The sequence below is a fragment of the Chryseobacterium sp. ON_d1 genome (assembly GCF_006829085.1).
Taxonomy (GTDB): Bacteria; Bacteroidota; Bacteroidia; order Flavobacteriales; family Weeksellaceae; genus Chryseobacterium.
Map to the genome: position 1 here is coordinate 288,185 of NZ_BJTC01000003.1, position 14,049 is coordinate 302,233.

At 37.3% G+C, this 14,049-nt stretch carries 11 protein-coding genes; all 11 read right to left on the reverse strand.

The genetic code is table 11. The annotated features are described in order from the left end of the window. Window positions 1–3: 3 nt before the first annotated feature. The 11 genes from CRS_RS06885 to CRS_RS06935 all read right to left on the reverse strand — a co-directional run bounded on the left by CRS_RS06885 (window position 4) and on the right by CRS_RS06935 (window position 13,997). A complete protein-coding gene (locus tag CRS_RS06885; protein ID WP_142723328.1) occupies window positions 4–1,842 on the reverse strand; it encodes a DUF262 domain-containing protein in 1,839 nt (612 codons plus the stop codon). Then, window positions 1,842–3,140, reverse strand: coding sequence for a DUF262 domain-containing protein (locus tag CRS_RS06890; RefSeq protein WP_142723329.1), 1,299 nt, complete (start codon window positions 3,138–3,140; stop codon window positions 1,842–1,844). Before CRS_RS06890 ends, CRS_RS06885 begins: the two co-directional genes overlap by 1 nt. A gap of 783 nt (window positions 3,141–3,923) precedes the next feature. Then, a complete protein-coding gene (locus tag CRS_RS06895; RefSeq protein ID WP_142723330.1) occupies window positions 3,924–6,680 on the reverse strand; it encodes a hypothetical protein in 2,757 nt (918 codons plus the stop codon). A gap of 41 nt (window positions 6,681–6,721) precedes the next feature. Beyond that, entirely contained in the window at window positions 6,722–7,750 is a 1,029-nt protein-coding gene (locus CRS_RS06900; RefSeq protein WP_142723331.1) for a hypothetical protein, read from the reverse strand. Then, window positions 7,743–8,546, reverse strand: coding sequence for a molecular chaperone (locus tag CRS_RS06905; RefSeq protein ID WP_142723332.1), 804 nt, complete (start codon window positions 8,544–8,546; stop codon window positions 7,743–7,745). Before CRS_RS06905 ends, CRS_RS06900 begins: the two co-directional genes overlap by 8 nt. Window positions 8,547–8,618: 72 nt before the next feature. Continuing rightward, on the reverse strand, window positions 8,619–9,143 hold the full coding sequence (locus tag CRS_RS06910; protein WP_142723333.1) for a hypothetical protein: 525 nt from the start codon (window positions 9,141–9,143) through the stop codon (window positions 8,619–8,621). A gap of 315 nt (window positions 9,144–9,458) precedes the next feature. Continuing rightward, window positions 9,459–9,875 carry a hypothetical protein gene (locus tag CRS_RS06915; protein WP_142723334.1) on the reverse strand — a complete coding sequence of 139 codons (417 nt, stop codon included), beginning with the start codon at window positions 9,873–9,875 and terminating at the stop codon, window positions 9,459–9,461. Window positions 9,876–9,921: 46 nt separating this feature from the next. Next, the gene (locus CRS_RS06920) at window positions 9,922–10,752 is read right to left on the reverse strand and encodes an AraC family transcriptional regulator (protein WP_142723335.1); all 831 of its coding nucleotides are present in this window, start codon (window positions 10,750–10,752) and stop codon (window positions 9,922–9,924) included. A 175-nt stretch (window positions 10,753–10,927) separates the two neighbouring features. Next, a complete protein-coding gene (locus tag CRS_RS06925) occupies window positions 10,928–11,479 on the reverse strand; it encodes a hypothetical protein (protein ID WP_142723336.1) in 552 nt (183 codons plus the stop codon). Then, entirely contained in the window at window positions 11,476–12,729 is a 1,254-nt protein-coding gene (locus CRS_RS06930) for a condensation domain-containing protein (protein ID WP_142723337.1), read from the reverse strand. The genes CRS_RS06925 and CRS_RS06930 overlap by 4 nt, the downstream gene beginning before the upstream one ends. Further along, window positions 12,726–13,997: a condensation domain-containing protein gene (locus CRS_RS06935; protein WP_142723338.1), complete on the reverse strand. Its 1,272-nt coding sequence runs from the start codon at window positions 13,995–13,997 to the stop codon at window positions 12,726–12,728. Before CRS_RS06935 ends, CRS_RS06930 begins: the two co-directional genes overlap by 4 nt. Window positions 13,998–14,049 lie beyond the last annotated feature (52 nt).

Here is a 14,049-nt window from a genome sequence, read left to right on the forward strand (position 1 = left end):
ATGTTACTTGTAATGCTTTATCAATAAATTTTGCATTTCACACTGATGATTTTTTAAAACTTCTTTCAATTTAATTAATTCATCATCGGAATATTTATCTTTAATTAGTTTATACTGATCTAAATCATTAAATAGTTTTGTCATCTTTAATGGGGGATTAGATAGCCTTTTTCTGTATTCATTTTTTTCCAGCACATCTTTATTTGAAAAACGCGAATTTTCAGAAACCGTTATCAATATTAAATTTCCTAATTCATCTATATCAATAGTTTTTTCTTTATAATGTTTTTTTTCACTTTGTGGTAAAACATGTTCTACTGATGTTCTGGATATAATTTTTGACAGATTGCCTGTATCATTTTTCCATAAGAGATATTCTAATTTGTAAAACCAGTATCTATTGAAGTTTTTAAATGTGAAAGTATAATTGGTTAAATTAAATTCATTTTTTTGACAAAGAAAATCCGCCGGGTTTTCAAAATAGCTTTTATAGGTAGAAAATGTATTTCCATTAATGGAAATAATATTATCAATTTTCTCAAGTATATCCAGAAAGCCAGATTGTGGGGAATCTAATAGTTGATCCAAATAAATACCCAACCAATAATGATTGGTATCATTATTACTGTGATATAGCATTCTCTGGAGCTGTTCCACGGACTTATTATTTTCCTCCCTTTCTTCCTGTTTATTTTTAAGATTAATAAGTAACCCAAAGTCATTGTCTTCCAAATCTGAAAAAATAATAGATGCGCTAAGTTTTTCTTTTACGTTTACTAAACAATCTATAAAATTCTTTGCATATTGATTTTTTTGTTCCAGATCAGCTTTGTCCATACAACGGCTCAATTCACCAAATACATCTAAAAGTTTTTCTATGTTAAAGAATTTTGGAAAATCCAATTTTAAATTATCCTTTTCAATTTTTGTATAAATGAAAAGAGTATGAATCAATAAGGTACTGAAACTAATAATCTGCTGATAAGCATCTCTGGGTTCATTCTTTATACTGTTATGCTGTTTGAAGTAGCGTTTTTTTTCATCAGAATCCAAAATATCTACTAATTTCTCTTCAAAAGTTGGAAAGAAATTATCATCACCTTTATGGTCAAATATTTCAGAACATCTGTCCCATTTAACAGAATACTCATGTCTTTCTTCTTCTCTGACAGCATTTATTATCTTAGATTTTAAAATATCATAATGTTGCAGCTGTGCTCCATTTGTATTTATCTGAATAAATAATTTGTTTTCATCTGTGCCTGAAGGAGCAATTAAGAATTCAAATGTTAGGTTTGTTTTTATAAACTCTAAGAAACTTTTTTCTATTTTATTTTCATGAACCCACTGATCAATAATTTTAAAATTATTGGCAATGATTTGATTTTGTGTTAGAGATGGATCCCGGGTATTATCATCGGGTAAAAAATCAGTTAGTTCCCAAAAGTTTTTAGAACCCTTTGTGTCAGATATCAATAATGTATTTAAATATTTATCTGTTTTATCCCGTATGGCAAAGCTTAAGCGTGATCTATTATTCAGAGTACAAAACTGAATAAAATCATGATCATTGTACATTTTACTTAGATAAAGGGTTATCATCCATAAAGTAGTAAATCGCTGTTGTCCATCTACCAAATCAAACTTTCCATTATTGGAAATTACTATTATATTTCCGATGAAATAAAGGTTTTCTTCTTGATTTTCCTTTAAATCATATAAAAGTTTGGTGATTTCATCATATCCCCAGCTAAAAGGTCTTTGGTATGCTGGGATAACAAATAATTCATGACTAAAATCACTAAGTGTCTTTCTATTGATTGTAAATAATCTTGGATTCATTACTGGTTGAAAAAAGTTTGTTCATAGTGGTCTTCTTTAAATCCGAAGCTATCTTTAAATTTTTGCACTCTTCCGGTTTTCGTTTCTGCTGCAGTGTTAAGAGTTGCTTCATTAAAAAAACTGTTATAATACTCTATAATTTCATTTTTATCAAAAGCATAAAGTATTCGCTTCAGCAATTGATTTTCCTCTTCACTATTTTTAATTGAAATTTTTGAGCACGGTTTTGTTAATCGGGTATAAAAACAGACTTTGAAAAGCCCTTTTGCAATTGTAATAAAGTTATCCTCTTCAATAGCACTTATACCATATTTGCTGGCGTAACAAAGTAAGGCCATTTCATAATATTCTCTGTTAAATTCAATGCCTTCAAGTTTATCCATTTTATCAAATATTTCAGATTTTAGTTTATTTTCTACAATCAGCCATACCTCACACCAATAAACAAGATAATGAATCGTATTCTCTCCTTTATATAGCGGCTGATTTACCTGATAAGCTGGAACTGAAGATTCAGTACTATCTTTATCTTCTACAATTGTTGCGTATTTATAATCATGTTTAGACAGCATTTCAGAGTAGGCAAATTCTTGGGGAAGAAATTCATTCCAGCTATTTTCATGATTTCTTGGGAAATCCCGAAAAGGTAAGCCTGTCCAGTATCTAATTCGTAAACTTAATTTTATTATTTTATCCAAAAGATTATTGGAGAATTGATGTTTCTCAAATAACCTTGCCTTTTCTTCCTGTTTTTCTTTAGCTAATGCCTGTAAATGAAAAGGTTTAACTATATCTAATCCATTTAGTCTCTTTCCAGAGGTATTAAGGGTAGTATAGAACTTGAATGCCTGATCCTGATTTTCAGCAATAATGTAGGTAATGTTAATTTTCTCAAACTGTATTTTTTCTACATTTTTATCTTTCAGATAGTGTCTGAAGTATTCTGCATTGGCTTTAATATTATTTTTAGAAATTGTAGAATTGATCGCAAATTCATTATTGCAAGATAAGAGTTCTTTTTGTTGTAAAAGATTTGCAAGGATTAGGAGACTTGTTATTCTTTGTTGTCCGTCAATGATATCATAACCTTCAGTATTGTTTTTGACGAGGATAATATTTCCAAGATAATATAATGGCGTCGAATTTTCTAAGTTTTTTTGATAATTAATAAGATCCTCGTATAATTTCAAAAATTGTGTGAACGTCCAAATATAGGGACGTTGGTAATCTGATATTTTTAACTGAAATGTTGAAAAAAAATCTGCCAGAACAACGGAGTTTTCATTTTTATTATTCATTGCTAATTTCTGATAAAGGTAAACAAGAATACGTGATACTATGAAAGTCGGGTACTGGCATGGTTATAGGTTTTAAAAGGCAATTATACCAAAAAAAATTAAATCTCGTCTACGGGAAACCATAATTTTTAATGAATATCTGCTGGTATTGAAAATTCCGGTGGAAGCGTTTCAGAATTTTGATGGTGAGCATGCTTTCAATAGCTCATTTAATTATGATATAATTAGTTTTCATCCTATTGAAAAAATGGTTTAATTCCATGAAGATAAGATTGCTCTTTATTAAAGGATACTGAAGGAGAAGGATGAGATGATGGGTAGGCTGGAAAGGTTGATTGAGAAGGAATGACTTAAGATAAATAGAAAGGTCCAGCACATGCTGACCCTTTCTATTTATGATTTTAATTTTCCAAATCCTTCATAACACAAAATCACAAACAGTATCTACATCATCATTCTTTAAACCAATATTCTGTCAACCTCTGTTTTCCAGATTTTAATAAAATACCCTGTTCAACAGCCCATTTCATTGAAGTAGGGTGCAGAAATACTCCTGAAGTTCTGCATATAGTCTTTTCTGCTGAACGTATTTTGTTTTACTTTTTCTTTAAATAAGAAAATTCTGTCTTCAGTATACAATGTTTATTTTGAGATTGTAAAAGTATAGGGAGGTTTCATCTCTTTAATAGTATCAATGATAGAGATTTATATGAGAACCGGATAGATATTTTGAAAATAAACTAGTTATTGAAGCCTATGACTAATGACTTTTATTCTATCATTCTAACTCCCAAACTTCTTCACCCTGATCACCTTTTCCCTTACCTTAATCACAAAAGGCTCAAGATGTACTATCTTTCCGGCTTCCACTTTGAAATTATCACTGGAGCGTTCACAATAGGTATTGGAAGGCAGAGAGTTTTTGTTCAGTTCAATCCTGTAATTTCCGGAGGGTAGGAAAGAGGCAAATTCCCCGTTGTCATCGGTGATGATGTGCTGTACTAACTGTTCGTTGCGGTAAATATTAAATAGTACACCTCCGGTTTTGGGAGAGAAATCCACTGCTGTTTTCGCATCAAAATCGTAGGTTACCTTTCCCTGGGTGGTTCCGTTTTGATGAAGAGGGATTTCGAGAGCGTAGTGGTGCCTGTCTATGGTAAATTCCATTTCATCATAATACCAGCCTTGCTGGATGATCTGTTTCAGAGTATACTTTCCGTACGGGATGGAACGGTAGCTGATAGAGCCTGACGGGTCGGTTTTAAATGAAATGTTGTTGAGCATAATGAGGTAGCCTGCCGCTTCTCTGTCACCTTCGTCGTAGATATTGTTTTCGTTCAGGTCATAATAGACAAACGCTTTGATGTCGCCTTTTTTACCCGGATCCAGGGTGCTGTTTCTCAGGTTGAGGGTAACGCCGGCTTCAATGGTAAACAGATTATTGGTAAAATTTCCTGAAGAATAATTGAAGTAAGATGAATTCAGGTAGAGGGCATATCTCTCCCGTGAGTACTTCAGATTCATAAAAGCTGATGGTGATTTCCCGTACAGAACATCATCCGTATAAGAGAGTCCTGAGGTTACGTTCAGCTTATGGTCGAAAAAGTTTTTATTGACAAACGCAGAAAGGGAAAGCTTTTCGTAGGTGCTGGCTGTGTTCATCAGCCTGGAAAAGGCATATTCAGAAAGGAAATAACTTCCATGCTGGTAGATACCGTTCAGGGTAAGCCATTTGTAGCTGTAGGTTCCGCTTACTTTCATCTGGTATTGCTGTTTGTTGTTGTCCGGATATTTAACCAATCCGTTTTCCATGCTGAGGATCGAGGTATGCTGTTTGTCAGGACTCAGCCAGGTAAGGTATTCTGTAAAACGCTGTGCTTTCAGCTGTTTGGTATTCTCGTAGGGCTGTGCATTGAAGAAATTATTGTAAGAGTTGGAATTCTCTTCCTGGTACTGGTAGCCCAATCCCATCCCGAAATTGCCTTTTTTAGGAAAGTTAATTCCTGTGTCCAGTCTTAAGTTGCTTGAATTCAGGGTATTGTTGTAAAAGTAAAATTTAGGCGAAAAATGAGAAGCCATAATGTTGGCATACACATAATGGTCTTTGAAAATCATGGTGGAAAAATTCTGCTGGATCTGCAGGATTCCCCTTCTGTTTCCGGGATAGTAATCAGTACTGTAAAAATAATTTCCGTTCATGCTGATCTTCCTGATCATCCCTGAATACTGTGATTCCAAAGCCAGAGAGGGTTTGGTAGGCTGGTTGCCTTCATAAAAACTCAGACCGCCATACATCTTTGTATTCATTTTCCAGTCTTTGCCGAAAGCATACTGAAGATCTGTTCCGGCTACATGATGCCTGGCTTTTTCATAAGGATCGTCCCTGAAAATATAAGTTCCGGAGATATTACGTGAAGCGTTTTGAGCTCCCAGAGTTCCCCTGGTGTAGAATCCGTAGCCGTACTTCAGAAATGAATTTCTTTCGATCAGGCTGTAGGTCTGGTCAACGAAGCCTGCTTCAATTTTCTTGTCCTTATCCGGAGAGGTATAGGCATATTCCAGCCCTCTTCCAAATAAAGAAAGTTCCAGCAGCTTATTGATGTTTCCGACAGTGAATTCGCTGTTTTCCCGGTGATAGGTCAGGTAGGTATTGTTGACAATAGGATCGCTCTGATGATTGATCGTATAGATATTCCCCCGCATAAAAACATAGCCGGAAGGCAGGTTGAAGCCCCCGGAACCTGTCAGCTGATACATATCCAGGTTTTCCCCGGCACGCCTGTAGCTGGCAGTTATGGTATTCTTGGTAAAATTTGAAAATGCTGTGGATTCAAGATCTTCATAACGCTGTACGGAAGAAACATTCTGTATGGATACACTGGTGTTGCCGAATATTTCTCTGTCCGGTTCCCTGAAGCCTGCAATATTGACAGAAAGCTGTGAGCTTCGGGATCTGACCCTGGAAGGCATAAAGCGGAATACAAAAACTGAATCTTTCTGAACACCGATGCTTCCTTTTTTCTCTATAAAGGCATTGCCCTGTTCGGCTTCGGGAATTTTAAATACAATGGTAACATCCTGCTTTCTGTTGCCCAGATTGGAAACCCGCGCTCTGACCTCTACGGAGTCGGTGGCTTTATTCACATAGATCATCGGATTTTCTGCCGTGATGCGCATTGCGTTATTTTCAGCAACGGTATAAAGTATTTCTTTTTCAGCAGCTGTTTTATTCTGCTGGTCCGAAAGCCGGAAAGCAATTCTGGATGCTCCCGAAACAGCATTGTTGCTGACGATGATTTTTACCGGTAAGAACAGCTTTTCTCCGGATTTCATTTCGACCTGAAGATTGTTTCCTGAAATATTTCTGAATCCGTCAGGAACTGTAATGCTTACCTTTCCTTTGAAATCATTGGGGCCTTGATTTTCAAGTACGGCTATAAGGTCCAGGATACCTGCTTTATCTGTTCTGGATTCATTACGGATATCAAGACTTACCCAGGAACTGCTTTGTGCCGGAATCCATATCTGAAACGAAATCAAAAAAATGAAAAAGATTTTTTTGAACAGGTCTTGAAGCATGGTTATTGGGGGATAATCTCGTATTGAAGAGTCGTGGAGTATTCTTCTGACTTGGCATTAATTACCCTTTCGTCATTCGCTTTGGTTGAATATCGGATATCGTAATTGACACTGGAGTTTCCGGTAGACCCTCCTGTTGCAATAAGCTGTGGGGAAGCGCTCAGTAAGATAGGATATACATTACCCGTATTTCCCGAAACGGGAGTGAGATTCAGTTTTACGGTGTCTAGAGGAATGAAATTCCCGGCAGGAGAGCTGAACTGCCCCTGAAGAGAACGTAATTTGATCTGGTAATTGGTATTGCTTTTTACGATCAGTCCATTGGAATAGATGACACTGACTCCGTTTACGTAATCTGACATGCTTTTGAATTCCAGTGATCCGTTGACCGCTTTTGCGGAAAACTGAAGCGACATTTCGGGTACATCGGTCGGAGTTCCGCTGAGGGGTCCGATGTGAATCTGAAAATTATGATCAGCTCTGCCAATAATATTGTTGTACTGGTCATACGCCGTAAACTGCACCGGAACGTTAAATCTGGTCCAGGAAGGGTAGCTTCCTAGATAAGATCCTCCCATAACGGTCAGGCTGTATTTTACCTGCAGATTATAATAGCCGTTGGGCTGTGGCGGCTGATTGTACAACGCTGCATTGGACTGTGGAATTAAAAAGACTTCCTGGTTTGCCTGAAGAAAAATATTTAACGGCATTCCGATCTGAGGAATCGTGGGTACAGGTCCCGGATAAGCCTGTCCTGAAGTGGAAACCGGCTGAAATGATATTTTGTTGGCAGGCATCGTATAATTTCCGTCAGTAGAAGTGATAGGCTGTTTCAGCCTGATGGATATTTTCCAGTAAGGAATATTAAACGCTCCATTACCAGCCAGGGTAAAGGTATAAGCATCAGGATTGGTATTTCCGCTGTAGGAATTAATCTGCAGATAGCTGTTCACCCATGAGTTATAATTGACCTGTGAGAAGCAGTTCAGAGAAACCAACAGAAAGAAACAGAAGAATTTTTTACTATTCATAGCTGAAACTTAATTCTCCCAATTCCAGATTATTGTTGTCTCCATAATCAATCATTACCGAAGCGGTATACTTTCCTTTTTCAAGGCCTGCCGGAAGTGGAATATCCATTTCCCTTTTATTTCCGGGCATGGTATAAAAGATGACAGGATCAAGTGATACTTTTTTTCCGGTTTGTGTATTGACAAAATCGGTATATATTTTCCCATCTGCCCATACGTCTCCATGATTTTCAAAAAAGAGGTTGATTGTGTTGGTCGGTTTTCCGTATACCAGATTCTGGATTTCAAGTTTTTTTGTTTTGGCAGCAGGAAGCTTATGAAACAGCTTGATCCCTGAGCGGATGCTTACTTTGATATTGGCTCCTTTGTGATCTACATCATCCACAGGATTCATCTGGCTTACATAAAGGACTGCTGTGTGGGCCGCCAGTTGGTCTGAAAGGACATTCGGAACCGTAATGGTAATCTCAATGTCTTTCTTTTCTCCCGGAGCCAGCGTAAAGTAATTATCTTCTTTTTTTACAGAAACCCAGCTTGCACAGGATGCAGGAAGGGTGTTGGCGGGATACGTTACATTTTCACCTTTACCGTCATATTCCCAGTCTCCCAGACTTACAGCCAGATCCAGAGAATTCTTTGCGCTTACATTCGTTACCGTTATTTTCTGGGTGTTACTGTTTCCGTTTGCCGACTCAAAATATAGTCTTGGAGGCGAAACCGAAACTCCTGTCTGTGCGTACCCCTGAAAAGAAAATAAGAAAAGAATGCTGAAAAGGAGGAAAGAGAATCTGCTCATGACGGATATTAGTTTTAAGTGAGGATAAAGTGCTGCGGTAGGTACAACACTTTATCATTACATAATGATATATTATTGAGAAATAATCGTATACGTCAGCTCAGTGGTATATACAGTAGGATCCTGTCCTGCGATATAATTGTCCAGATAAGCGTTAGCACCGGCTCCTTTATATTCAATGTTGATTTTTTTATCTACTCCTCCGTTAGAAGAACTTACCAAAGTGGTTTCGTTAGCAGATAACTGTACATTTTGTGCATATTGAGCGCCGTTTACAGCTTCAGAACCGGCACTTGCCTTAATCTGTATCGTGTTGGCCTGGATGTTTTTACCTCCGTTCTGTAATGCAGCGTTAGCACTCTTTACTTTCACCTGGAATCCTCCTGTGCTGTAAATGCTCAAATGATCTGCATTCACAGAAGATACACCGTTTGCGTAATCGTCTTTAGTTACGTAGTCTAGGTTAACAATTTTCTGAGCATTGTTGACTACAAGAGTCTGGATAGGCTTAAGTCTTACATTCAGTGTTACATTTTGTTGTGCTTTTAATGTTGCGAATCCCAAGAGAGCAAAAGATGCCAAAATAAAATTTTTCATTGGTTTAGTGACGTTTTTTTGTATTAATAAATTTTTAAAATTGCGGTGGCAAAGGTAAATACAAAGAACGTCAGTGCCTTTGTGAAAAAACACTTATTATTTGTGAATTTTTACTGCTCAATTCGTCGTAAACAGGAACGTCTTTTTATGAAAAAGGACATAAAAAGTGTTATTTAAGTACCAATAAAATTGCCATAAAATAAAATAAATGCTTTTTTATCTTAAACATTTGCTTTTATTTAGCATATCAGGAATGGGTAAATTGTAAAATTATTATTCGGTGCATAATAATTTTTTAACCTCCTGTTCATTTTTTTACTGAGAAATTAGAGTTAATATTAAAGAATCCGGTCCGTCGCTGCCGCCGGCACCTAAATTATTTATTGCATTTTCTATCTCATTACCGATGGCATATCGCTGTTCAACCACTCCTTTCTGGTGGGTGATGAGCAGATATTCATCAGATCTTTCTCTGTTGCTTTTGGGATTGTCTGCTGTATCATAATATTTATCATATCCTGCATTCAGCTGAAATCCTGACGGGCTTGAGATCATGACAGACCGAGCCTCCTGGTAGGAAGATTCGGTTTCGCCTTCCGAAAATCCTGTCCCATAAGCCAGCATCTGTACCGGATAAAGCCTTACATTAAGACTTAACCCGTCTGTTGCCTGTGCAAATGATTTTGTAAAAGCAAAATATAATAAAATGATTAAAATGTACTTTGCAAACATATAACCTGTATTTTTCCCCAAAAGGTTACTTATGTAAATATACAAATTATTTCATTTCTGAGGGACTTTTTCCGGTATGTTTTTTTATGAAATTTGTAAAGTTTCCTTCGTTGCTGAATCCAAGTTCGTAAGATATTTCAGAAATCGTTGAATTTGAAAAACTTAATGATTTTTTACATTCTGTGATTAGTTTTTCGATAATGATCTGTTTGGCTGTTTTTCCCAATACATATTCTGTCATCTCGGTCAGTTTTCTTGAAGAGATATTGAGTTCCCCGGCATAATAGGCAACCTTTTTAGCTTTTTTGTAATCTCTTTGTAACAGGATTTTGAACCGGTTGACATAATACATATAGTCAAATTTGATATCTTTCCTGATTTCTTCGGTGGGAATATGTAAAAAAGCATCCAGCATCAGCCTTTCTATGGCGTTATGGGCAGCAGAGATATACAGGCTTTCATCCTTATTCCTGAAACTTTCCATTCGTTCCAGAAATATGATCCTCATCTGTTCTATATTAATGAACGGAGCGATAAATATTTCAGAATTATAATTGTAAAAAAGCTGTGAATTGATAAAAAGACTGTCTTTGGTTGACCGTTCATAAAAACTGGATGAAAAAGCAATTGAATAAACATCAGACCTTTTGGTCTCCCCGAAAACTATTTTCTTTTGTGGCCCTACAAAAGCAATATTTCCTCCTTTCAATGGATACGGGACATCTTCTACCGTCAACAGAATGTCTTCAAGAATGATGTAAATGCAGAAATATTCCAGGGTATTGAATTCTCTTTTGTTATTATTTCTATTAATAAGGAAGTCTAAACGATTGATACTGAAGCCTATATTTTTTAACTGATCCGTGATTCTGTACATACATTACTGATAACTCTGCCCAAGAAAATTCTTGTAATTATTTATATAAATATAAAAAAATTACTAAATATTGTGTTTTAAAGAAAAAAATTAATTTGAGCTGCAAAAATAATGAAGCTATTCTTTGGCCATATCATGTAATGCTGTCAGAGATAAAAGTTGATATTAAAATAGGCTATTGATGTAAATCCACAGCCATCGTCTGCGTTCGTTTACACATCCACCTTTTCAGCCTCCACACCGGAAGATATACAAAAATTACAGACAAAATACCTGCCAGTGTTCCTACTACCACAGCCATTGCCGTAGCATCCAGCCTGTAATCTTTTGACAAATTGTACTGTCCTAAAAAGAGCAGGCATAATACCAGTGAACCCGTAATCAGTCCGTGTAAAATACTCAGTCTGGTCATCAGTTTTTTAATATTGAGCTGCTCGTCTACCGTAAATTCTATGGCCTCCTGGTTAGCTGCATCTGTCACTCTTTTGATAATATCAATGGTAAGGACAACCGGAAGGAAAATGGCCATAGGCAGAGTAAGACGGGCCAGATTTTGAGTGCCCGAAAAGAAATGGGTGTAACCTAATTCTTTAAAACTGGCATAGGCAATGATGAAATTAAAAAATACATTCGGAAGGACATAATAAATCGTACGCCTTATGAGGAAGCGTCTTAAAGTGGTTTTCTTTATTGGTTTAGGCTTTGGAGGCTTTATTTTAAATTTCATAGAAAGGTGGTCAATAGCTCAAGGGCTTTATCTTTTATTTGTTTCGCTTCTTCTTTCGGAAGAAAATGCTCATTGGACATAAATGCAAAGTCCATCTGTTGATTGTATGTGGTGGTCACCAAGGTGTTGGAATTTAACCATGGGAAAGCTACCGTGGGGCTGAAGATGGTTTCAATCCTAAAATTTTTGTAATCATTGGAGATATTGATCTTCCCCATATTGGAGAAGGTTACATCGTGACCGCCTTCAGTGGATTTCAGCATAGAGATCATTCTGTCGACAATAGGATGCATTCTTTCACCCATCCAAAGGAGTTCCCGGGTTTCCATATTTCCTATTTTCTGAACAATATCTTTTTTGATCTCTTTCGCATTGTCCAGCAGATCTTTACTTCCTTTTTTTAGTGTCAGTTCAATAGTAGGGGCAAAGGCAAACAGATGATCCTGTTTGATTTCCGGAATAAAATGACGCACATCCACCGGACTGATCACCTTTCCCTTAGCCCGCTCCCTTTTGATCTCCTGAAAAGCCTGCATAAAAGTAGAGCATAGAAGTGCATGAACAGAAATCCCGTGGGCCTTACATTTTGCAACGGTTTCGGCGGTGATTTCCGGACTCATTTTCCAGTGAATGGCATAATTTTCTCCGAGATTTCTCTTTTTACTCTTTCGCTGCATCATAAAGAAGACTTTTGCAAACAGTAAATAAAGGCCGGCTTTGTATTTCCTGATACCTGCATTAAAATCAGAAGGCAGAAAATCATTAACAGATTCAAAAGCTTCATAAGATTCAAGCTTCACGGAAGGATCATCTACCAGGGAAAGAAGCTCCTGCATCAGAGTGACTCCCGTAGTTCCGTCAGAAATACAGTGAGGCATTACCCAAAGGATCTCTGAGGTATGCTGTCCTTTAATCCAAACCAGGCGTGCCAGAGGTTGCTTTTCCCCCTCAAATAAACGGTACCATTCTTTTTGGGATTCCAGAAGCCAGTCTTCATCTGTTTTCCTTTCCACAATGCGGAGCGGGATAGGAGTGATATCCTTTTCTTCGACGAAAAAAGGATATTTTTCACTTTTGTAATCAATAACGGTTCTGAGCATAGGGTGTTTCTGCTGGATTTTTTCGAGGGCTGTTTTGAAGTTTTGCTCAGGAAGCGTCCCGTCGATTTTTACGGTGAATATACAGTTGACTGGAGTTTCAGGATCTACATACATGATCCTTTCCACCATCATTAAAGGTCTCTTGATCATGATAGCACGGCTTGTTTTAGTTGTGAATGAATGGTCTGCATGACCTCATCGCGGACGGCCAGTGCATCAGTATATGGCAGATAGCCTTCACTTCCCATGAATGAAAAATCCATTTTTCCACGATAGGTGGAAACTACCAGTGTAGTAGTATTTCCTAACGGACCAATGACTGATGGACTGAAAATTGTGTCCACCGTAAATTCTTTATATTCATGCGGGATCTGAATACGTCCCAGGTTGGAAAACATACAGTCGTTGGATGACTTTCCGTTTTTTAACAGCTTTGTGAAATTATTCAGCGCATTGTGTCCGGATTCCATCACCATCATGGTGAGATAAGGATTCAGCTTTGAGGTCTTTTGTTCCACAGATTTCTGCATCACACGGAGATTGTCTGTGAAGTTTAGCTTTTCATCAGCAGACACCACGATCATCAGTCCGAAAGCAAAGATATGATCTTCTTTGATCTGAGTGGCAAAACGTCTGATATCTACCGGACAGGAAACTTTATTGAAGGATTTTTCCCCTCTTACTTTTTTAAATGCATGCAATACTGCTGCACTCAAAAATGTATTCACGGTCACTCCCTGGGATTTGCAATACGCGATCAGTTCTTTGCTTACTGTTTCATCCAGTTTCCAGTTGATCAGGTAGTCATTCTGCCTTTCCACAGCTTTTTTACCTACCGGAATCCATTTGATTGCAGTGGCAGCAAGCTTTCCGATAAATTTTGCTTTCAGTTTCTGTCTGCGGCTGTTGAGAATGTTGGCAGGAACTACATCCTGGATTCCCAATATCGGGTTTTCAGTTCCAATATCAGCGGCCGGATTGTCCAGAACCTTAAGAAACTCGTAGAGAAAAGCCATTGCAGAACCACCATCGCACAGGCAGTGGTGGAAGGCAAACAGCATGTCGGAAACGTCTTCCCCCTTGATCCAGACAAACCGTATCAGGGGCAATTTTTCATAATGAAAGGTGGTGTTCCATTCTCTTCTGGATTCTTCCTGCCACTGATCTTCACCTTGTCTGGTGATGATTCTTACAGGAATAGAAACCGTTTTTTCAGGAACGTTAAACCATGGTGTATTTTTTTCATCATGGCTGATCAATGCTCTCAGCCATGGATGTTTATTCTGAATCTGTGCCAGCGCCTGCTGGATTTCCTTTAAGGTAAAAGTACCTCTCAGCCTGAACGGGATGACCGCGTTAAAAGGTTCTGTACCGTCACCTAATAACATACGTTCCCCAAATAACAATCTTCTTTTCATAGGTAGATGTCTTTTTTAATTAGGTCATATGTAATCAAATCGTTTTCATCAT